Source organism: Streptococcus mitis (assembly GCF_901542415.1).
Taxonomy (GTDB): domain Bacteria; phylum Bacillota; class Bacilli; order Lactobacillales; family Streptococcaceae; genus Streptococcus; species Streptococcus mitis_BL.
Genome location: NZ_CABEHV010000004.1, coordinates 162,183 through 182,256 on the forward strand (window position 1 = coordinate 162,183; position 20,074 = coordinate 182,256).

The 20,074-nt window shown below is 38.6% G+C and carries 32 protein-coding genes and 1 other RNA gene; 21 read left to right on the forward strand and 12 right to left on the reverse strand.

All coding sequences use genetic code 11. The features are described 5' to 3' along the window. Window positions 1-2 precede the first annotated feature (2 nt). A complete protein-coding gene (gene trhA / locus FQT24_RS00975; RefSeq protein WP_143951902.1) occupies window positions 3-650 on the reverse strand; it encodes a PAQR family membrane homeostasis protein TrhA in 648 nt (215 codons plus the stop codon). After that, window positions 647-1,093, reverse strand: coding sequence for a DUF1836 domain-containing protein (locus FQT24_RS00980; protein ID WP_143951903.1), 447 nt, complete (start codon window positions 1,091-1,093; stop codon window positions 647-649). Before FQT24_RS00980 ends, trhA begins: the two co-directional genes overlap by 4 nt. A 134-nt stretch (window positions 1,094-1,227) precedes the next feature. Between FQT24_RS00980 and FQT24_RS00985 the strand changes: the two genes are divergently transcribed. From FQT24_RS00985 to trxB, 7 genes are all read left to right on the forward strand, one after another. Further along, the gene (locus tag FQT24_RS00985; protein ID WP_143951904.1) at window positions 1,228-1,722 is read left to right on the forward strand and encodes a GNAT family N-acetyltransferase; all 495 of its coding nucleotides are present in this window, start codon (window positions 1,228-1,230) and stop codon (window positions 1,720-1,722) included. Beyond that, the gene (locus tag FQT24_RS00990; protein ID WP_143951905.1) at window positions 1,722-2,231 is read left to right on the forward strand and encodes a methylated-DNA--[protein]-cysteine S-methyltransferase; all 510 of its coding nucleotides are present in this window, start codon (window positions 1,722-1,724) and stop codon (window positions 2,229-2,231) included. Before FQT24_RS00985 ends, FQT24_RS00990 begins: the two co-directional genes overlap by 1 nt. A 12-nt stretch (window positions 2,232-2,243) precedes the next feature. After that, window positions 2,244-2,600 (forward strand): arsenate reductase family protein, encoded by a 357-nt coding sequence (locus FQT24_RS00995; RefSeq protein ID WP_000889092.1) that lies wholly within the window; start codon window positions 2,244-2,246, stop codon window positions 2,598-2,600. Window positions 2,601-2,757: 157 nt separating this feature from the next. Beyond that, window positions 2,758-3,558: an amino acid ABC transporter permease gene (locus tag FQT24_RS01000; protein WP_143951906.1), complete on the forward strand. Its 801-nt coding sequence runs from the start codon at window positions 2,758-2,760 to the stop codon at window positions 3,556-3,558. Then, on the forward strand, window positions 3,558-4,301 hold the full coding sequence (locus FQT24_RS01005; protein ID WP_143951907.1) for an amino acid ABC transporter ATP-binding protein: 744 nt from the start codon (window positions 3,558-3,560) through the stop codon (window positions 4,299-4,301). The genes FQT24_RS01000 and FQT24_RS01005 overlap by 1 nt, the downstream gene beginning before the upstream one ends. Before the next feature lie 76 nt (window positions 4,302-4,377). Then, a complete protein-coding gene (locus tag FQT24_RS01010; RefSeq protein WP_000926599.1) occupies window positions 4,378-4,602 on the forward strand; it encodes a DUF4059 family protein in 225 nt (74 codons plus the stop codon). A 65-nt stretch (window positions 4,603-4,667) separates the two neighbouring features. Beyond that, the gene (trxB, locus tag FQT24_RS01015; protein ID WP_143951908.1) at window positions 4,668-5,579 is read left to right on the forward strand and encodes a thioredoxin-disulfide reductase; all 912 of its coding nucleotides are present in this window, start codon (window positions 4,668-4,670) and stop codon (window positions 5,577-5,579) included. A 39-nt stretch (window positions 5,580-5,618) separates the two neighbouring features. Here trxB and rlmB read toward each other — a convergent pair whose 3' ends face one another. Beyond that, entirely contained in the window at window positions 5,619-6,347 is a 729-nt protein-coding gene (gene rlmB / locus FQT24_RS01020) for a 23S rRNA (guanosine(2251)-2'-O)-methyltransferase RlmB (RefSeq protein WP_045611907.1), read from the reverse strand. A gap of 44 nt (window positions 6,348-6,391) precedes the next feature. Beyond that, window positions 6,392-7,003, reverse strand: a complete 612-nt coding sequence (def, locus tag FQT24_RS01025; RefSeq protein WP_001272937.1) for a peptide deformylase — start codon at window positions 7,001-7,003, stop codon at window positions 6,392-6,394. A 174-nt stretch (window positions 7,004-7,177) separates the two neighbouring features. Here def and FQT24_RS01030 point away from each other — a divergent pair, with 174 nt between their 5' ends. From FQT24_RS01030 to ssrA, 4 genes are all read left to right on the forward strand, one after another. Continuing rightward, window positions 7,178-8,503: a CapA family protein gene (locus FQT24_RS01030; protein WP_001189732.1), complete on the forward strand. Its 1,326-nt coding sequence runs from the start codon at window positions 7,178-7,180 to the stop codon at window positions 8,501-8,503. Between the two features lie 21 nt (window positions 8,504-8,524). Then, the gene (locus FQT24_RS01035) at window positions 8,525-9,352 is read left to right on the forward strand and encodes an HAD family hydrolase (RefSeq protein ID WP_143951909.1); all 828 of its coding nucleotides are present in this window, start codon (window positions 8,525-8,527) and stop codon (window positions 9,350-9,352) included. 1 nt (window position 9,353) lies between these two features. Beyond that, a complete protein-coding gene (locus FQT24_RS01040) occupies window positions 9,354-9,989 on the forward strand; it encodes an SGNH/GDSL hydrolase family protein (protein WP_143951910.1) in 636 nt (211 codons plus the stop codon). A gap of 61 nt (window positions 9,990-10,050) precedes the next feature. Beyond that, window positions 10,051-10,398, forward strand: a transfer-messenger RNA (tmRNA) gene (ssrA, locus tag FQT24_RS01045). Between the two features lie 142 nt (window positions 10,399-10,540). Here ssrA and FQT24_RS01050 read toward each other — a convergent pair. The 6 genes from FQT24_RS01050 to FQT24_RS01075 all read right to left on the reverse strand — a co-directional run bounded on the left by FQT24_RS01050 (window position 10,541) and on the right by FQT24_RS01075 (window position 14,888). Next, complete coding sequence (locus FQT24_RS01050) at window positions 10,541-11,623, reverse strand: tyrosine-type recombinase/integrase (RefSeq protein ID WP_143951911.1); 1,083 nt, start codon at window positions 11,621-11,623, stop codon at window positions 10,541-10,543. 129 nt (window positions 11,624-11,752) lie between these two features. Then, a complete protein-coding gene (locus FQT24_RS01055; RefSeq protein WP_143951912.1) occupies window positions 11,753-12,349 on the reverse strand; it encodes a CD20-like domain-containing protein in 597 nt (198 codons plus the stop codon). 227 nt (window positions 12,350-12,576) lie between these two features. Next, the gene (locus tag FQT24_RS01060) at window positions 12,577-13,011 is read right to left on the reverse strand and encodes a type II toxin-antitoxin system PemK/MazF family toxin (RefSeq protein WP_143951913.1); all 435 of its coding nucleotides are present in this window, start codon (window positions 13,009-13,011) and stop codon (window positions 12,577-12,579) included. Between the two features lie 260 nt (window positions 13,012-13,271). After that, window positions 13,272-13,682, reverse strand: coding sequence for a hypothetical protein (locus tag FQT24_RS01065; protein ID WP_260665972.1), 411 nt, complete (start codon window positions 13,680-13,682; stop codon window positions 13,272-13,274). Window positions 13,683-13,687: 5 nt separating this feature from the next. Then, the gene (locus FQT24_RS01070; protein ID WP_143951914.1) at window positions 13,688-14,119 is read right to left on the reverse strand and encodes a hypothetical protein; all 432 of its coding nucleotides are present in this window, start codon (window positions 14,117-14,119) and stop codon (window positions 13,688-13,690) included. A gap of 13 nt (window positions 14,120-14,132) precedes the next feature. Then, window positions 14,133-14,888: a S24 family peptidase gene (locus tag FQT24_RS01075; RefSeq protein WP_143951915.1), complete on the reverse strand. Its 756-nt coding sequence runs from the start codon at window positions 14,886-14,888 to the stop codon at window positions 14,133-14,135. Window positions 14,889-15,041: 153 nt separating this feature from the next. Here FQT24_RS01075 and FQT24_RS01080 point away from each other — a divergent pair, with 153 nt between their 5' ends. Further along, window positions 15,042-15,254: a hypothetical protein gene (locus FQT24_RS01080; RefSeq protein WP_143951916.1), complete on the forward strand. Its 213-nt coding sequence runs from the start codon at window positions 15,042-15,044 to the stop codon at window positions 15,252-15,254. Here the strand turns inward: FQT24_RS01080 and FQT24_RS01085 are convergent. Further along, window positions 15,230-15,910: a DUF4145 domain-containing protein gene (locus FQT24_RS01085; protein ID WP_143951917.1), complete on the reverse strand. Its 681-nt coding sequence runs from the start codon at window positions 15,908-15,910 to the stop codon at window positions 15,230-15,232. The genes FQT24_RS01080 and FQT24_RS01085 overlap by 25 nt on opposite strands. A 56-nt stretch (window positions 15,911-15,966) precedes the next feature. Between FQT24_RS01085 and FQT24_RS01090 the strand changes: the two genes are divergently transcribed. Both FQT24_RS01090 and FQT24_RS10950 read left to right on the forward strand, forming a co-directional pair. Then, complete coding sequence (locus FQT24_RS01090; protein WP_143951918.1) at window positions 15,967-16,149, forward strand: hypothetical protein; 183 nt, start codon at window positions 15,967-15,969, stop codon at window positions 16,147-16,149. 16 nt (window positions 16,150-16,165) lie between these two features. Then, window positions 16,166-16,288 (forward strand): hypothetical protein, encoded by a 123-nt coding sequence (locus tag FQT24_RS10950; RefSeq protein ID WP_260665973.1) that lies wholly within the window; start codon window positions 16,166-16,168, stop codon window positions 16,286-16,288. 19 nt (window positions 16,289-16,307) lie between these two features. Here FQT24_RS10950 and FQT24_RS01095 read toward each other — a convergent pair whose 3' ends face one another. Beyond that, on the reverse strand, window positions 16,308-16,604 hold the full coding sequence (locus tag FQT24_RS01095; RefSeq protein ID WP_143951919.1) for a hypothetical protein: 297 nt from the start codon (window positions 16,602-16,604) through the stop codon (window positions 16,308-16,310). A gap of 140 nt (window positions 16,605-16,744) precedes the next feature. On the opposite strand from FQT24_RS01095, the gene FQT24_RS01100 reads away from it, so the two are divergent. The 7 genes from FQT24_RS01100 to FQT24_RS01125 all read left to right on the forward strand — a co-directional run bounded on the left by FQT24_RS01100 (window position 16,745) and on the right by FQT24_RS01125 (window position 20,054). After that, a complete protein-coding gene (locus tag FQT24_RS01100) occupies window positions 16,745-16,921 on the forward strand; it encodes a helix-turn-helix domain-containing protein (RefSeq protein ID WP_033675869.1) in 177 nt (58 codons plus the stop codon). A gap of 12 nt (window positions 16,922-16,933) precedes the next feature. Beyond that, window positions 16,934-17,140: a helix-turn-helix transcriptional regulator gene (locus tag FQT24_RS01105; RefSeq protein ID WP_143951920.1), complete on the forward strand. Its 207-nt coding sequence runs from the start codon at window positions 16,934-16,936 to the stop codon at window positions 17,138-17,140. Between the two features lie 33 nt (window positions 17,141-17,173). Beyond that, a complete protein-coding gene (locus FQT24_RS01110) occupies window positions 17,174-17,989 on the forward strand; it encodes a replication initiator protein A (RefSeq protein ID WP_260665974.1) in 816 nt (271 codons plus the stop codon). Window positions 17,990-18,000: 11 nt separating this feature from the next. Next, window positions 18,001-18,813 carry an ATP-binding protein gene (locus FQT24_RS01115; RefSeq protein ID WP_143951921.1) on the forward strand — a complete coding sequence of 271 codons (813 nt, stop codon included), beginning with the start codon at window positions 18,001-18,003 and terminating at the stop codon, window positions 18,811-18,813. Further along, window positions 18,813-18,980 (forward strand): hypothetical protein, encoded by a 168-nt coding sequence (locus tag FQT24_RS10815; protein WP_185952523.1) that lies wholly within the window; start codon window positions 18,813-18,815, stop codon window positions 18,978-18,980. The genes FQT24_RS01115 and FQT24_RS10815 overlap by 1 nt, the downstream gene beginning before the upstream one ends. 9 nt (window positions 18,981-18,989) lie before the next feature. Then, the gene (locus FQT24_RS01120) at window positions 18,990-19,280 is read left to right on the forward strand and encodes a hypothetical protein (protein ID WP_143951922.1); all 291 of its coding nucleotides are present in this window, start codon (window positions 18,990-18,992) and stop codon (window positions 19,278-19,280) included. Window positions 19,281-19,343: 63 nt separating this feature from the next. Continuing rightward, entirely contained in the window at window positions 19,344-20,054 is a 711-nt protein-coding gene (locus FQT24_RS01125) for a ParB N-terminal domain-containing protein (protein WP_260665975.1), read from the forward strand. Window positions 20,055-20,074 lie beyond the last annotated feature (20 nt).

Sequence of the window (20,074 nt, forward strand, 5' to 3'; positions counted from 1 at the left end):
TTTTACATGTAATAAACAATTGCGATGTATTGGAGGGCAGATGCAGCTAGGATAAAGAGGTGCCAAATCATGTGGAAATAAGGTTTTTTCTTGGCGTAAAATCCAGCCCCAACTGTATAACAGAGTCCGCCAGTTACCATGAGACTCCAGAAAATGGGCGTTGTTTGACTGATAATGGCAGGAATGATAGCTAAAACCAACCAGCCCATAATCAGGTAAAGAGCAAGGCTAAATTTCTCATTGACTTTTTTAGCAAAGATTTTATAGAGAATACCAAAGATGGTCGTTCCCCATTGGATGGCAATAATCAGATAGCCAAACCGGTTATTCATTAAGGTCAAGACGACGGGCGTGTATGAGCCTGCAATAGCAACATAAATCATAGAATGGTCAATGATTCGCAAGACATATTTGTGGGTCGAACCATAGGCCATAGAGTGATAAATGGTGGATGATAGAAACATGAGAAAGAGACTAATAACGAAAATGGAAACGCCGATAGATGATAAAAAACCGTGTGCTTCATAACTATAGGTGGATGAAATAGGGAGTAAGATGAGCATGATAACGGCCCCCACAGCATGGGTCACGCTATTAGCAATTTCCTCTCCAAAACTGAGTTGTTTGCTGAGTTTAAGACTAGTGTTCATTGGATTACCTCCTCTTGAGTATGATGGATTAAGTCTAGAGTTTGATGATAGAGTTTAACAGTTTGGCAGCTGGTTTGGATGATGGGGTTAGCTGGGTCCATTCCTTGGTTCATGTAGTTTACAAAAGCATCGTAGAGTTGGTCTGAACTTGCTTGACTTTGTAGAGTATTAAGTGTCTGTGCTATTTCTTGAATAGAGAATACTGACTTGAGGGTTGTGATAGCAATCAGACGGGCAATCTGTTGGCGTTGGTATTTTTTCTTGTCAGGCTTTGTCAGGTAACCATGTTTCACATAATTATTGACCATAGATGCTGTTAGGCCCTTGTCTTTATCAGGAGAGATAGGGGCGCAGACCTGATTGACATAGAGTAAAACCTGGTCCAGATAGAGGTCAATGTTTGGAATTTCTGCCCATTTTGGGTAGGAAAAGGTAGTTTTCATTTTCAACTCCTTTTTATCTAGTTTTAATAACTAGATTATAAAATAACAAAAACAGAAAGTCAAGTTTTAACTGCTTGTAGAAAGACTTAAATTATGCTATGATGGGAGAAACTAGTCAGAAATGAGGAGAAAAGATGGAAATTCGTTTAGCTTTTCCAAATGAAGTAGATGCCATCATGCAGGTGATGGAGGATGCTAAAAAATGTTTAGCAGATGCTGGTAGTGACCAGTGGCAAAATGGTTATCCAAATGCTGATATTATTATTGAGGATATTATCTCAGGTCAAGCTTACGTAGCCTTGGAAGAGGGAGAACTACTAGCTTATGCATCTGTGACCAAGAGTCCAGAGGCAGCCTATGAAGCCATTTATGAAGGCAACTGGCAAGCTGGGGAGTCAGAGTACCTAGTCTTTCACCGTATTGCTGTGGCAGCAGATGTCCAGGGACAGGGAGTTGCTCAAACCTTTTTAGAGGGCTTGATTGAAGGTTTTGACTATCTAGATTTTCGCTCAGATACGCATGTTGCAAACAAGGTCATGCAGCATATCTTTGAAAAACTAGGTTTTAAACAGGTTGGTAAGGTTCCAGTTGATGGCGAACGCTTGGCCTATCAAAAATTGAAGAAATAATGCAAAAGATGTACGTAAAAATCCTCTACTTTTCGCCAATAGGAACCTTGTCTTTGGTTGCCGACGAGCAATATCTGTATGGAATTTGGGTTCAGGAGCAGAAGCATTTTGAGAGGGGACTAGGAGATGAGCCGATAGAAGCAGTTGTTAGTCATCCCATTTTAGATCCAGTTATTGCTTGCTTAGATGCTTACTTTAAAGGCAAGCCTCAGGATTTATCCGACTTGCCTTTGGCTCCAATCGGAACTGATTTTGAAAAGCGAGTTTGGTACTATTTACAGAGAATTCCTTATGGCCAGACAGTGACCTATGGACAAATAGCCCAAGACCTGCAAGTGGCTTCTGCTCAAGCAATTGGTGGAGCAGTGGGGCGCAATCCTTGGTCTATCCTAGTACCTTGTCATCGTGTGCTAGGAGCAGGCAAGCGTCTGACAGGGTATGCTGCAGGAGTGGAAAAGAAAGCTTGGCTCTTGGAGCATGAAGGTGCAGATTTTAAAGATATAAAATAGAGAGTGAAAGACATGTTAGAATTTATCGAATACCCAAAATGTTCAACTTGTAAAAAAGCAAAACAAGAATTAAACCAACTCGGTGTGGACTACAAAGCTGTTCACATCGTAGAAGAAACACCCAGCCAAGAAGTCATTTTAAATTGGCTAGAGACCTCAGGGTTCGAGCTAAAGCAATTTTTCAACACCAGTGGAATCAAATACCGTGAATTAGGATTGAAAGATAAGGTAGGAAGTTTATCGAACCAAGAAGCGGCTGAGTTGCTAGCAAGTGACGGTATGTTGTTAAAACGGCCCATTTTAGTAGAAAATGGAACTGTTAAGCAAATCGGTTATCGAAAACCTTATGAAGAATTGGGATTGAAATAGTTTTTATCTATCTCTTTGATAGATAAAATATATAACCTCCCTGTTTCAAAGTATGATAAACTAGTAGGTAGACAAAGTCTGTATCTGACCGTAGCAAATAATTTCATTGACGGCAGAAGTATGGTAGAATGAATCATTATCAGGAGAGGATGTTTTTATGAATGTTACAATGATTTTAGCATCAGATTGGTACCAAAACTTGATGCAATTGATTCCGGATGGCAAACTTTTTAGTCTGCGTTCGGTCTTTGATGGAATTCCGAGAATTGTCCAACAACTTCCAATAACGATTATGTTGACCATTGGTGGTGCTCTTTTTGGCTTGGTTTTGGCACTTCTTTTTGCCATTGTGAAAATCAATCGTGTCAAGATTTTATATCCCTTGCAGGCCTTCTTTGTTAGCTTCCTAAAAGGGACACCGATTTTGGTGCAACTCATGTTGACCTACTACGGAATCCCTTTGGCCTTGAAAGCCCTCAATCAGCAATGGGGAACTGGTCTCAATATCAATGCTATTCCAGCGGCTGTTTTTGCGATTGTCGCCTTTGCATTTAATGAGGCAGCTTATGCGAGTGAAACCATTCGTGCAGCCATTCTCTCAGTCAATCCTGGTGAGATTGAGGCGGCACGAAGTCTGGGTATGACCCGAGCGCAAGTTTATCGTCGCGTAATTATTCCAAATGCAGCAGTTGTGGCAACTCCAACTTTAATCAATTCCCTAATCGGTTTGACCAAGGGAACTTCCCTAGCATTTAGTGCGGGTGTTGTGGAAGTCTTTGCCCAAGCTCAGATTCTAGGTGGAGCTGATTATCGTTACTTTGAGCGATTCATCTCCGTTGCCCTTGTTTATTGGGTAGTCAATATCGGAATTGAAAGCCTAGGTCGTTTTATCGAGAGAAAAATGGCTATTTCTGCACCTGATACAGTGCAAACAGATGCGAAAGGAGACCTTCGTTAATGATTAAGATTTCGAATTTAAGCAAATCCTTTTCAGGACAGACTGTCTTGGATCATCTGGACTTGGATATTCAAAAAGGGGAAGTTGTAGCCTTGATTGGTTCTTCAGGAGCTGGAAAATCAACTTTTCTTCGCAGTCTCAATTATCTTGAAACACCTGACAGTGGCTCTATTCAGATTGATGATTTCTCAGTTGATTTTTCTAAAATCACTCAAGAAGAAATCCTTGCCCTTCGTCGTAAGTTGTCTATGGTTTTTCAGCAGTTTAATTTGTTTGAACGCCGCACAGCACTTGATAATGTGAAAGAAGGCTTGGTTGTGGTCAAGAAATTATCTGACCAAGAAGCGACTAAGATTGCCAAGGAAGAGTTGGCTAAAGTTGGGCTTTCTGACCGTGAAAAACATTACCCTCGCCATTTATCAGGTGGACAAAAGCAACGGGTTGCCTTGGCGCGTGCGCTTGCTATGAAACCAGATGTCTTACTCTTAGATGAACCAACTTCAGCTCTTGACCCAGAATTGGTTGGTGAAGTAGAAAAATCTATTGCAGATGCTGCTAAGTCAGGACAGACTATGATTTTGGTCAGTCACGATATGTCCTTTGTAGCCCAAGTGGCTGATAAGATTCTCTTCCTAGATAAGGGGAAAATCATTGAGTCTGGAACTCCGGATGAGATTATCCACCATCCTAAAGAAGAGCGGACAAAAGAATTCTTCGCTAGTTACAAACGGACTTATATTTGATATAATAGATAAAGAAAAACTCAGTTAGCTGGACTAGCTGAGTTTACTCTTTAAAAAAGATAGAAATGAGAGAAACATGCTACTGCAACTATTTTCTTTATATTTCGAGAGTTTGATCTTGACTACCATCCTCGTCCTGATTTTTTTAGGGATTTGGATTGGACTGAGAGCCATGTCGGGAGTTGATAAGACAGCCAAGGCTCGCCAAGCCCATCTCTATGATATGATTATGATTGGAGTCTTGGTTGTTCCAGTATTATCCTTTGCGGTTATGAGTTTAATTCTTGTTTTCAAAGCATAATCCTTGCGTGATTGACAAGAAAGAGTTAGAATAAAGATAGTTACAACAAGAAAGAAGGAAACTATATGTACGATACTATTATTATCGGTGCTGGACCTGCAGGGATGACTGCAGCCTTGTATGCTGCTCGAAGCAATCTGAAAGTAGCCTTGATTGAAGGTGGTCTGCCAGGTGGTCAGATGAATAATACATCTGATATTGAAAATTACCCAGGATACGCTAATATTAGTGGGCCAGAATTGGCAGAAAAAATGTTTGAACCGCTTGAAAATCTTGGTGTTGAGCACATTTATGGTTATGTTGAAAATGTCGAAGACCATGGTGATTTTAAGAAAGTGATGACTGATGACCAAACTTATGAAACACGTACAGTTATCGTAGCAACTGGTTCTAAACACCGTCCTTTGGGAGTACCTGGAGAAGAAGAACTGAACAGTCGTGGTGTTTCTTATTGTGCCGTTTGTGATGGTGCTTTCTTCCGTGACCAAGATTTATTGGTAGTTGGTGGTGGAGATTCAGCTGTTGAAGAAGCCCTCTTCTTGACTCGTTTTGCCAAGACTGTTACCATTGTTCACCGTCGTGACCAACTTCGTGCCCAAAAAGTTTTACAAGACCGCGCCTTTGCGAATGAGAAAATCAGCTTTATCTGGGATTCTGTAGTGAAGGAAATCAAGGGTGAAAACCGAGTAGAATCTGTCGTATTTGAAAATGTGAAAACAGGTCAAGTGACAGAGCAGGCCTTCGGTGGTGTCTTTATCTATGTTGGTTTGGACCCTCTTAGCGATTTTGTTAAAGGATTGAATATCCAAGATCAGGCAGGATGGATTGTGACAGATAATCACATGAAAACTGCAGTTGACGGTATCTTTGCAGTTGGAGATGTTCGCTTGAAAGACCTTCGACAAGTAACAACAGCAGTTGGAGATGGAGCTATCGCTGGTCAAGAAGCTTACAAGTTTATCACCGAACATAGTTAATCATAAAAAAAGTTTCCAATCAGATGACTGGAAACTTTTTTATAGTCTATTTCGGAAAACTTCGTACATGAGGATGGCTGCAGCAACACTGGCATTAAGACTTTGAACATGTCCATTCATCGGAATGGTAATCATTTCATCGACTTGTTTTTTAATGTTGCTAGAGATGCCTTTTCCTTCATTTCCGATGATGAGGGCGATTTTCCCTTTTGTATTCCACTTGTGGCAAGGAGTACCGTTCATATCCGTTCCAAAGGTCCAGAAACCTTCATCCTTGAGTTTATCTAGAGTTTGGCTCAGATTAGTCACACGGGCAATTGGAACGTGTTCAATAGCACCTGTGGCCGTTTTGGCAACGACAGGAGTAACTCCGACAGCACGGTGCTTGGGAATGATGACACCTGAAACGTTGGTCGCATCAGCTGTTCTCAAGATGGAACCTAGATTATGAGGGTCAGTTAACCCATCCAGAATCAATAGAAGTGGATTTTCTTCTTGGCGTGTTTTGGCAAGGATTTGGTCCAGTTCGCTATAGGCAAATTCGGATACTCGTAGAACGAAACCTTGGTGGACAGCACCTTCAGTCATCTCAGAGAGGGATTTTTTTGAAGTCCAAGAAATGGATACTTTTTTTTCTGTAGCCAGTTCCTTGACTTTCTCAACATTCTTACCTCGGAGATCTTCTTGGAGGTAAAGTTTGTTCCCTGTGTTTGCAAGGAGGGCTTCGGTAACGGCGTGGACGCCATAGACAATATCATTTGTTTTCATGCCTCTATTATAACACAAAACCCCGTCTTGCAACGGGATTTTATTTATTCAAGAATCAGTAGACCATCTTTAACTTCAAATGGGTCTTTTTCATTGATACGATCGTAAAACATGATTCCGTTGATGTGGTCAATTTCATGCTGAACAACGATGGAGTTGTAGCCTTTGAGCTTGATACGGTGTTTTTCGCCGTCCTTGTCAAAGTAGTCAACAGTAACGCGAGCATGGCGAACAACATAGCCAGGCACATTGCGGTCAACAGAGAGGCAACCTTCTCCTTCGCCAAGAGCAGCGTCTTGAACAGAGTGAGAGACGATTTTTGGATTGTACATAATGGCTTGTAAGTCGTAGGCTTCCTGCGGAGTTTCACCTTCTTCAACAATGTTTGGTACCAAAACAGCGATAATACGTTTTGAGATATCTAATTGAGGAGCAGCAAGTCCAACACCACCTCGGAGCCCCATCTTTTCAGCCATGACAGGATCTTGGGAATGTTTGAGGAATTGCATCATCTTTTCACCGAGAATGATTTCCTGGTCAGACAAGGGGAAAGTGACTTCCTCAGCAACCGCGCGTAGAGTTGGATTTCCCTCGCGGATAATATCTTTCATATCAATTAAGTGAGCAGCTTTTGTAATACGTTCTATTGCAGACATTTTCTCTCCTTTCATTACCTCTACATGATATCACAAAATGACAAGGATTGAAAGTATTACAGCCTTTAGGATTTATAGAAAATAGATAGGAAGTTCAATTCAATTGTGAAAGAAATACTTATCTGTGATATAATAAAAAGAAAAGGCTTGCATTAGAAAGTAGGGAGAATGAAGATGCAAAGAAGACAAGATAGACATAAACGTGGACCAGTTTTTCATTTTGTGAGAGGCTTTGTAAACTTTTTTAGGAGTTATCGCAAGTGGAGCAATAAGGGATTTGTGGCGATACTCTTGCTAGCAGTTGCTTTATCAATGGGCTTGGTCTTGTTGTTTGAAAGCTTCCAAGGAATCCCCTTAACCAGTCAAAAAAAGGATGCCATTTCTCAAGAAGCAAATAAGACCAATCAAAATACTAAAGATCAGGAAGAGGAAAAAACTGCTAGAATTATGGCCAATGGGGACCTCCTTTATCATATTCCTATTTATCGTTCGGCTTTAAAAGAAGATGGGACCTATGATTTTCATGAGAATTTTGATTATGTGAAACCATGGCTCAAACAAGCAGACCTAATTATAGGTGATTTTGAAGGTACTGTGAACAAGGACCACTATTTGGCAGGTTATCCTCTATTTAATGCACCTGGTGAAGTTATGGATGCCATCAAGGATGCCGGTTATCAAGTGCTAGACTTGGCGCATAACCATATCCTAGATTCACAAATAGAAGGTGTGGTTTCAACAGCAGATGCTATTGAGAAGGCAGGAATGACACCTATTGGAGTGTATACGCATGAGTCACGTGATCAAGCTCCACTGGTTATCAAGGAAGTGAACGGCATCAAGGTTGCACTTTTAGCCTATTCTTATGGTTTTAATGGAATTGAGCAAAGTATTTCTCAAGAAGACTATAACCGCTATCTTTCAGACCTAAATGAAGACAAGATGAAGGCTGAAATTGAACGAGCAGAGAAGGAAGCAGATATCACCATTATCATGCCTCAGATGGGTGTGGAGTATCGCTTGGAACCAACTGAAGAACAAAAGGCTCTTTATCACAAGATGATCGATTGGGGAGCGGATATTATCTTTGGAGGGCACCCTCACGTAGTTGAACCATCTGAAACGGTTGAAAAAGATGGGGACAAGAAACTCATTATCTATTCAATGGGGAACTTCATTTCCAATCAACGAATTGAAACCATGCAAGATGAAGAGAATGCTAAGTGGACAGAGCGCGGCGTGCTCATGGATGTGACTATTAAGAAAAAAGCCGGTAAGACGACAATCGAAACTGCAAAAGCGCATCCTTCTTGGGTAAACCGTACACCAAAAGGAACCTATTCTCCAGAAGGTTATCCACTCTTCCTTTACCAAACCTATATCTTAGAAGATTTTATCGAGGGTGGTAGTCATCGTGACCAGTTAGATGAAGCGACTAAGGAACGAATTGATACAGCCTATAAAGAAATGAACGAACATGTGGGATTGAAGTGGGATTAGCTTGAATCCAGAGGGAAGTAAATGACGATTAAGGTAATTGCAACAGATATGGACGGGACCTTGCTGGATGCTAGAGGCCAGCTTGATCTCCCACGCTTGGAAAAGATTTTAGATCAGTTGGATCAAAGGGGTATTCGTTTTGTCATTGCGACTGGGAATGAAATTCACCGTATGAGACAACTGCTGGAGCACTTGGTCGATCGAGTGGTTTTGGTTGTTGCCAATGGAGCTCGTATTTTTGAAAACAATGAACTGCTTCAGGCTCAGACTTGGGATGATGCCATTGTCGATAAGGCTTTGACTCATTTCCAGGGTCGAGCGTGTCAGGACCAGTTTGTTGTGACGGCTATGAAGGGTGGTTTCGTCAAAGAAGGTACGATTTTTACAGATCTTGAAAGTTTTATGACTCCAGAAATGATTGAAAAATTCTACCAACGGATGCAATTTGTGGACGAATTAACCTCTGACCTCTTTGGTGGTGTGCTCAAGATGAGTATGGTTGTTGGTGAGGAACGTATGAGTTCGGTCTTGGAAGAAATCAATGACCTCTTTGATGGCCGTGTTCGTGCTGTATCCAGTGGCTATGGTTGCATTGATATCCTTCAAGCTGGAATTCATAAAGCATGGGGCTTGGAAGAATTACTCAAGCGCTGGGACTTGACCTCCCAACAAATCATGGCTTTTGGTGACAGTGAAAATGATGTTGAAATGCTTGAAATGGCTGGAATTGCCTATGCGATGGAAAATGCTGATGATAAGGCCAAAGCTGTGGCGACGGCTCTAGCGCCAGTCAACAGCCAAGGCGGAGTTTATCAAGTCTTGGAAAACTGGTTAGAAAAAGGAGAATGAAGTGGCAGTACAGTTATTAGAAAATTGGTTACTAAAGGAACAAGAAAAAATTCAAACCAAGTATCGTCACTTAAATCAGGTTTCTGTTGTAGAGCCAGATATTCTTTTTATTGGGGATTCCATTGTCGAATATTATCCTCTGCAGGAACTATTTGGGACTTCAAAGACGATTGTCAATCGAGGTATTCGAGGTTATCAGACAGGGCTGTTACTAGAGAATCTAGATGCGCATCTGTACGGTGGAGCAGTAGATAAAATTGTCCTTTTGATTGGGACAAATGATATCGGAAAAGATGTTCCAGTGAATGAGGCTCTCAATAATCTCGAAGCTATCATACAATCCATTGCCCGCGATTATCCATTGACTGAGATTAAATTGCTTTCTATTTTGCCAGTCAATGAGGGAGAGGAGTACAAGCAGACAGTCTATATCCGCACGAATGAAAAAATTCAGAAATGGAATCAAGCCTATCAAGAGCTTGCTTCTGCCTATATGCAGGTAGAATTTGTGCCAGTTTTTGATAGTTTGATAGACCAAGAAGGTCAACTCAAAAAAGATTATACAACTGATGGGTTGCACCTTAGTGTTCCCGGTTATCATGTTTTGACCAAAGCTTTGAAAGACTATCTTTTGTAGTTAGTTGATTTCCTTTTTGCGTTTTTGATTTAGATAAGGTATAATGGTTTTATTGTCTTTTGGGGTCGTTACGGATTCGACAGGCATTATGAGGCATATTTTGCGACTCGTGTGGCGACGTAAACGCTCAGTTAAATATAACTGCAAAAAATAACACTTCTTACGCTCTAGCTGCCTAAAAACCAGCAGGCGTGACCCGATTCGGATTGCTCGTGTCTGATGATGGGTCTTATTATTAGCGAGATACGATCAAGCTTTGTCTAGCAGTTTGGTAAGAGATTTATAGACTCGCAGTTCCTAGGCTTGAGTTATGTGTCGAGGGATTGTTAAAACAATACATAACCTATGGTTGTAGACAAATATGTTAGCAGGTGTTTGGACGTGGGTTCGACTCCCACCGGCTCCATTATTCCTTTGCATTCTTTTGCAAAACTTGGTAAAACGTTGTTAAATCAACGTTTTTTATTTTTGTCTTTGGTATTCCTTGGTATTCTTTTGCGAAAAAGGCAGACCCTAAAACAGACCCTCTTTTTGAAGAAGGTCTGTCGTGTTTAAAAATTAATATAATTGGCAAAGCGTTCTCCGATGTCGTCCTTTGCTTGCTTAGTTATGTGAGTATAAACGTTCATGGTCGTCTTCAAGTCGGAATGTCCTAACCGATGTTGGACTTGCTTCAAAGTCATACCAGCGTCAAAACAAAGGCTGGCATGTGTATGTCTGAATCCATGGATTTTAATTGGACGTAGGTCGCTACCTTCCACAATTTTGATAAGCCACTTTCTAGGAAGAGTGCTTGGAATTGGCTTTTTAAATTCATTTTCAAAAATGTATTTGGTGTTTGGATTTTGATTTTTCCATTTTTTCAAAATACTTTTTGTTTTCTTGTCCAGACTGATTAGCCGATTACTGCTTACCGTTTTGGTATTGCCTATCTCTTCGCCTGCAAAACCTCTTGTAATGGCCTTATTTATGTCAAGAGTATTATCTGTCCAGTCATTCCACTCAAGGGCTAAAATCTCCCCTTTTCGTGCCCCTGTGAAGGCCAGAAGACGGAATAGAGTTATCTTCTCTAGATCCTTTGTTTTGGAGACAAGTTTTAAAAATTTTTTCAGTTCGTCTTTGCTATAGAAGTCGCTCTTGTTATCTGATTTCTTTCTTGTTGATGTAATCACGCTGTCTACTGGATTGGTATCAATGTAACCATGTCTGATTGCATACTTAAAAACATTATTCATCAACCCCTTTAACTTACGGCCATAGACCAGTTTCTTCGACCACTCGTTAGCTTGTTCCTGCATTTGAAGTGGTGTTATCGTAGCTATCTTTCTATTGCCGAAAGCTGGATAGATGTGATTCTTGAAATTCCTAGATGTCTTGATGTATGTACTTTCTTGCACTGTCTCAGAATAATCTTTGAGCCATTTTTTTGCGATTTCCTCAACCGTGATTTCTTTCCTGCTTTGTTCTCCGCTTTCTATATCTTCCTGAAGTTGAAGTAGTGCTGCTCTTGCTTTAGCTTTAGTCGCAAATCCTCTTCGTTTAATATACTTGCCTTTTCCGTTTTCTTTTCCGACGTAAATTCTAAAACCAAAAGCCGTCTCGCCGTTTTTCTTTTTATAAGACTTTATTTCCATTGATTTTCACCTCATTTCTTGATAAAATGGGTACAAGAAAACGACCTTTTGAATGGTTGTTTCCTTATAGACGATATCCTCACACTCAAAATTTGGCGATGGCGAGTGTGGGGATTTTTTTATTTTGAATTATTCCAATCCGATGCCGACTTTAGCAGTCAATAAATAAGCACCATTTTCTTGTTTGCTAAATGTCAAAGTAATACTTCGGAGTTTTGTCCCTGCTGAAGAATATGAAATTGTTCTGCTTTCATGATCATTAACAGTAGTAGTGTTTATGCTATTTGGTTCTCCATGAACGCTAACAATATCATCGTAGTTAGTTCCACCAGCTCCATAATTCGTGATGTCACCCATCTGAAGAGCATCAAACTGTTCTTTTGTCCAGTTAAATTTAGCATCCTCTTCTTTTTGTGATGATTCGATAGAAGAACTTACTGAGCTAACAGTTTCTTCAACGTTTTTAGCAGCGTCGTTCAAAGCACGGGCATACATCAATTGCGTAGCGATAACAATAACCATTGACACAACTGCTAAGACTGTACCAATGATAGCCAACATTTTTGGTCTTTTTCTGTTAATGGCTAGACCTATCAAGCCCAATATAAGCGCTAAGATAGCAATAACAAAAGATAGATTGTTAATAATAGGCATCCAAGACCCAAATAGAGCAATCGCTCCAAAAATAATAGCCAAAATACCTAAAACTTTGCGTTCTTCATTCATAATGAAACCTCTCTCAGCTTTTAATGTGGATCAGTTATTGCACATTTTTTATTTCCGTTTTACGCAACTATTTCCAAAATAGGAATAGTTGTTAAATAAAAAATTAAAAGCCCAACTCATAAGAGCAGGGCTAGAGATGTCCTCTTGGGACAGTATCATCTATTTTGTCGTCAAGCGACTTTATGATTTAATTCTAACCCTAATTTTAAAAAAAGTCAATTTTTTATTTAATATAAATCTAGTCCAAGAACTTCTTTTATCTTGTCTAGTAGTTTTTTATGATCGTTTGCATCTAGCTTGTAAGCTGGTCTATAAACTTTATCATATAACTCTTTTCCCGCTGAATCTAGCATTACTTGTCCATCACTATCAGTCTTTTTCTTTGTTTTATAGACGATTTTCCGTTTGTCTATTTCTTGGATTTTTCGGACATAAGCATAAGCTTTTGGCTTGGAAGGAGTGTTTTGATATTTACTATTTTCAATCGTGATACCACCACGATATTTCTTTCCTGATTTTTTACCAGTTAAAGGTGCTACTAGAAGTGTCCCATCAGCTTTGTCAGGAATTGTTAAGATTATAGCGTAGTGTTTTCCGTAAAATTCATTCCCACCTTTTTGTGGGAAGTTGATTAGATAAACTTCGCCTTGTTGAAATTTCATATAATGCTCCAGATAATAAAATAAGGTGTACCTCTTAGAAGTACACCAGACCGTTTTGTCCTTGACGAACAAGGCTTTATAAGTAAATATCGTATCCTTGACGAACAAGGCTTTTGACATTATTAGTGTACTTCTTTTTTTAATTTTTGTCAAGTAGTTGTTTCCAAAATGGAAACAGTTGGTTTTTACTATTGATTTTATCTACACCATAAAATTAAATCGATTCCAACGATATGTAATGTTCAAAGAGAGTGTGGTTTTTATTTTTGGGCTAGGATGGCGATAATTGAAACAACAATCCCGATAATTGAAAGAAGAGATCCGATGGTTAATGCGATTAACCATTTTTTGTTTTCTTCTTTCTCTTTTTGTTGCTCCAGTTTGAAATCAGAGAACATTTTTTCCATTCGAAGTCCCATGTTTTCAAATCCGTCACGCATTTCAGTTCTGACTTGGTCGAATTTTAAATCAACTTTTTCAAAACCATGTTTGACATCAGAATTGATTTTATCAAGTTTTAAATCAATTTCTGTTTTAGTATACATTTCACGTTCCATACTTTGTTCCTCCTGAATCTTTGCTTTCATTATATCACCATTAGCATAATTTTGGGAACGCAATTCTGTGACTTTGTCTGTAGTTTTTGTTTTAAACTCGCTTGTACCACTCATGCCTGTTACCTCTTGTAAAGATAGATATATTGATGAAATTCATCGAGAACCTTTTGATATTCCGCGTCAACAAGTTTGAGAGTAATTCTATAATCACCTTGTTTTTTAGGGGTCAATCCAAAGATAAAACTTCCTGTAGTTATACCGTAATTATTTTTGGAGAAGATAAATTCTTCTTCATGGATGTATACGTTTGAAACGTGTATGAGTTGATCATGGAGTTGTCCATCTCCTTGAAAGAAAACATGGATTTGGTATTTGTAATTAGCTTTAATATTGAACAAATCAATGTCTACTCCAAGCGAAAAAGAAGCAGGAAATTCATCCAAAGAAGAAGCAGTTGTCAAAAGTTTTTCATTTTCTAAGTGTACAAAACGAATGTTCGATATTTTTTCATTAAAGGAAATTGAAGAAAATTCTTCATTTAATTCAACCATTGTTATTCTCCGTCTATTTTTCTCTATACAAATCTACGACTTCTCCAATGATTCGGAAGTCTGTTTCTGGTGTGATTGGCATATCTTTGTAATCAGGGTTCAAGCTATGTAGATAGGCTTGTTCTGTATCAATAACCAGTTGCTTGATATATGCCTCTCCGTTGTAGTTAAACACTCCGATAACACCATCATTCAAATCAACACTTGTCTGGATAAACACTAGGTCGCCATCATGATAATCAGGCTCCATGGAGTCACCTTTAATCGGAATAACAAAGTCGGCATCGACATCCACTGGCAAGTCAATCCGCTCCACTCGTACATCGTTCAAATACTGTCCAGTACCAGCAGAAGCAGCGTGGTCGTAGTAGTCGTAACCATAGAGTTGAACAATTTTCTCTGATACTTCGTTTATCTTCGCTTCTTCTGTATTCATTTGTGCTTCAAGTAGTTCTTCAGAAGTTCGTAATACAGTTTTTTTATTATCAGTATTTAGCTGCCTAGCCGTGTTTGTAATTGCTTCTAAAAGTGAGTCTGATGGTTGTGTGGTAGTAGCCTTATTTTCAATAAGGTCTGATTTATTTATATTGAAATAGTTTGCCAAAAGTTCAATCTTCCCAATCCGAGGATAAGTTATTCCTTTTAGCCAATCTCGGACGGTAGTATATTTCAAATTAAGGTCAGCGCATAGTGTATTCCTGTCTACCCCTTTTTTCTCCATATAAAAACTTAGATTGTTGGCAAAAATTTCTTTATTTCCGACTTTCATTTCCACCCCTCCTTACATAGTATATTTTACGGCAAAAACGCAAAAAAGTAAAGAATAAAATAAAAAATTGCGAAAAAAACGCAAAAAATACTTGACATTGCGGTTTAACCGCAGTATGATATAATCAAGCTTAAGGAAAAGGAGGTAAGGCAAATGATGGAACAAAAAGAAAAATACCACGATAGACGTGGTAGACCTGATGGGTTGACGGTTGAAAAAGTTATCCACCTTTCAATTTTGAGAGGAGAAGGAACTGAAGCGGATAGTATTCGAGTTGTCGAGCAGTATTACAATATGGACGGCATTCTAATATTTGAATTAGATCCTTGTTCTCCACATTATCAAGAATTTTTAGGTTTGCGTTGATCTTGTTTATCTTTGTCCAAATCTAAAATATCTTGTAGTAATTGCTCGTTGTCATGACGCTCGATATACCATTTTTGCATAAGTAATTCTATAAACTTCAGCAGCTTGTGAGCCTCATTCGGTTCGATATCCACTATAAGATTTATATCTTTTTCTGGATGGGCGCCAATATTCCCAAGTTTTCGTAGAGCATCGAGTACATTTTTAGTGCTAGGGTCAACAGACTCTTTTAAAGCGTCTATCTCATCTACTAACCTTGCTTTAGAAATTCCCCAAAAATCTCTAATCATTCCTTGTAGGCAACGTCTAGAGAGGGTAGCAGAAGCTTTGGGGCTTAGATTTAAGATAGCGTGAGCTTCTTCATAATCACTTCTGATAGCCTGAGGGATGTAGTCTGGATAGACTTTTGCAAGTGAAATAGGGTTGAAGTGCATAATACGATTTGGAAATTGACTACCAACGCCCACGATATCAATCGAAACTTTATGACAGTTTGGACACTTCATTGATTGTATTTTTATTTTATCACTCATATTTTCATCACTTATAAAATGTGAACGACGAATCAAAAAGTGGTGTTCGTCCTCTCGGAATGTATCGTAGTGGTTTGGGACAGAATAACCGCAAAATAAGCAGAATAGTTTACTAGAATCCATAAGATTTCTCCAATCATTTTATTTTGATTATACCACATTTGAAAGGGGGTGAGGAAATGAGACCAAGACGATATCCGTATAGTTTCAAACCGAATCTGATGAACATTTTAGATAGTCGCTTCTATACACGGCTAATTGTTGAAACAGAGGATGGAGCAAAAAAAATAGCAGAAGTCACACTAGATGATGTAACTCCTGCTGCAGGATATGTTGTAAGACTAAGACCAAATTATGACTAGCCTTTAGGAGGGGAAGATGACTGAAGAAGAAACAATCGAATTATTGAAATTCTTAATGACAGACTACGGACGAGGGTATCTATCTGGTTTAGCTAGCGGACTTTCAATACTTTTGAAAATTTTAAAAAAAGCAGAGTAAGTTCTCCACTTTCATCGAATTATTTTGATAGCTTATCTACAACTTTTTGAAGTTCTGCGATTCCGTTAACTGCTTTAGTAATATTTTTGATATCAACTTCGCCTGTAAAAAATTTTGAAGCGATGTCTACTTGTTGGCTTTGTTTCAAGGCATCTAGTTTCAATTCATGTTCTTTTTCAAGTCTCTGTAACTCATTTTCAGATTGTGTTTTTAATTCTTTTATTTTGGCATTTGTTTGATGTTTGTTAGTGAGATAAACAAGAAATGCAGGGACGCAGGAAGTTAAAAAAGTTATTGCAATTTGATTGAAATCCATAATTTTCTCCTTTCTGTTGGAATTTTGACTAAAACGTGAGAGATCTTAGTCAATAATGATTATAGCATAATCTAAATTAAATAACAATATGTAGTGTTTTTATATGTTTAAAACACAATATATTGGGAAAGGAACAATGTGTGTGGAAGAAGTTTAAGCATTTGTTGATTGAAAAAGGGATGACACAGAAGGCATTAGCTGAAAAAGCTGGTATAAGTCCAAATACAATCAGAAATATCAAAACCGAGCGTATTTCTTTTAAGAATATGTGTAAAATCGCTGATGCACTGGAAGTCAGCTTAGACGAATTAAGATAAGGAGGTAGGAACGTGCCGAAAATGACATTAAAAACACTAAGAACACTCAAAAACTGGAGACAAAGTGATGCGGCAGCAGCTGTGAATGTATCAGTTGATACGTGGGGGCATTGGGAACGTGGGATAACAGAACCTAGTGTTTCGAAAGCATATCAAATCGCTAGTGTTTTCGATGTATCAGTAGATGATATTATTTTTTTACCTGATATTGCGGTTTAACCGTAATAAAAGAGTAGAAAGGAGAAAGAATGATTGAAAATAAGCGAAGTCAAAAACAATGCTTTTTATCAGATGCCACAATGGCTTTATGAACCACCTTACAATGTGCTAAGTGATAAAGCTAAGCAGATATATATGTTTCTCTTCGATAGGCGCACTTTATCAATTCAAAACAAATGGTTTGATGAAAAAGGAGATGTGTTCGTTTACTTTACAAATGAGCAACTTATGGAGAAGCTTAATTGCAGTAACAAACCTATTATTCAAGCAAAGAAAGAATTGCATGATATCGGACTACTGAGAGAGGTTCGGCAAGGTGTGAACAAACCTAATCGTCTATATATTTCTGGAAGTGTAGAAAGTACACGTCAAGAAGTGTCAAAAGTACACAAAGGAAGTGTAGAAAGTACACGTCAAGAAGTGTCAAAAGTACACATAATCAAGACTGATAATATCAATACTAATTTATCAAGACTTACTGAACCAGAGGGTGCTGGTGGTAACTATATAGATAGTATAGAAGACGCACCCGCAGAAAATGACTTGGGAATTGTCTATAACTGGATTTATTCAGAGTTTGGAAGATACCCAACACCATTTGAGATTGAGGATTTGAAATATTTCTTGCAAGACCATAGTAAAGAGGTTATCAAGTTAGCAATCAAGGAATGCGTGGGAAATGGTAAGCCGTACTTCAAGTATCTCAGTAGCATTTTGAGAGATTGGAAGCAGAAGGGTCTAGTGACTGTTGAGTTGGTGGAGAATAGGCAGAAACCGAAGAAACAACCTGCTTATTCTGGTAGCGCTAGGGCAGTGCGTCAGGAATATCATGGCGAGTTGCCATTCTAGGAGGGGATAAGATGCAGAAATTAGGATTTGAACCGCTCCACTATGTGAATGAGAAAGAGATTTGCCAAAAGCATTCCTGCTTCATGTGGACGTTTAAACAACCAGTTCGGGCTACCAATCGGAAAGAACCGTATCAGCCTACGTTTTGCCCTGAGTGCAAGCGTGAAGATATGGAACGAGAGCAACTGCAAATGGTCGGAAAGGCTTATATCTCGTCTATCTTGAGTAACACGTTTGAAGTGTTAGCTAGAAATAGCTTAATGCCAAGCGATATGAAAGATGCTAGTTTCAGTACGTTCACTGTATCTAATGAGACAGACGAACACGCTAAGAACTTCGCTCTGAGAGTAGCAAGGCATTACTTCAAAGATGGACGAGGGAATGCAGTGATAGTTGGACAAGCTGGCAGAGGTAAGACACATTTAGCTATTGCGATTGCTAAGAAGTTGAATATAGATTTCAAGGCTAATAACAATCCCAAGAGTGTGCTATTTATGAATGTACCTGCTATGTTCCAAAAAATCCAGAGTGGATTTAATAAAAAGGACGCTCGGACAACTGACGAATGGCTTGACCTACTAAAAAAAGTCGACTACTTGATACTAGACGACTTTGGAAAAGGCGATCAGTCACAATGGAAGCAGGACTTTCTCTATAACTTGCTTGATTCAAGGGATAAGACGATTGTTACAACTAATTTGATTGGTAAGGACATGGTTCAGATATTTGATGCAAGTCTGGTTAGTCGAGTAGCCAAAGGTGCGAAAGAAATGACTTTCAAATATCCTGATAGTGCAGAAGACAGGAGGACATTACCATTTTGATGAAACAACAAACAAGACAAGAGCAGATAGACGATTTTGAAGAAAAGCATTACGGATTATCTAGCTTGCTGAAGGAGCGGTTGCTGATTACAAGTGACTACCAGTTCACAAGAAAGATGAATGAACTACGAACCTTTGCCAAAAATGGCGGGATTTATACGATTTAGGAGAGCAATATGGAGAGATACGAAATCCCTAAAGTTGAAATACCTTGCGAAGAATTTACAGATCACACAGATAGTTTTTTTCAATATCCAAGACATGAATACCATTTTGCTAACGGATATGGCGCTAGTGTGGTTCACAACAAGTATTCTTATGGGCTTGAATTAGCAGTCGTCAAACACAACAAGAAAACAGGTTCGTGGGACTTAGATTACAAGTCAGGAATAACCGATGATGTGATTGGTTACATCGAAGGCAGAGAGAAATTAGAAGAAATTCTTATTAAGATTTCAGATTTATAAACAAAAAAGCACCTGACTGCAATCAGGCACTTATCAAAAAAAACTTTACAAGAGGATTATAACATGAATATGAACTTAAATACAAATGAAATTTTAACAACTACTGATTATGATATGTTTCGCAAAATTAGTAATAGAAAAATAACTGAAAATCCTAAATTAGAAGAGGAGCTACTTTCTGAAGGTCAGCGTCAACCGATTTTGGTAAATCAAAAAATGGAAGTCATCGACGGGCAACATCGTCTTTATTACTTGAGAAAACATAGAAAATCAGTGCGCTACATAATTGACCCAACCGCTAATTTTAAGACGGTAATTTCAATGAACACATCGGCTGTCAACTGGGCATTACAAGATTATGTGTATTCGTTCGCTTTGGAAGGAGATCCTGAGTTTATTAAATTATCTAAATTTTTAGAAGAGAATGAATTGCTTAGTGACAAGATGGTTATCGTAGCTGGTTCGGGGAGACGTGACGGTACAGCGTCACAAGTAATCAAGAGATTAAGAAATGGCGATTATGTGTTTTCAAATGAAAAACAGTTAAGAGAGTTTTGTAAGTTCTACGAACGTGTTTTAAACGAAACAAAACTTCCTAATAAACCATTTCTGCAATCTGTTTTATGGACTTTGTACACAACATCTGTTTTTGATGAAAATAGAATGTTGACACAATTGAAAAAGTCGGATTTGACGTCAGAAGACATTGAAGGATTTGCGAAGAAAAAATTATTATTGAATTTTTTTAGAAATCTACAACGGAAGATGGAGTGATGATCACCCTTCTTTAATTC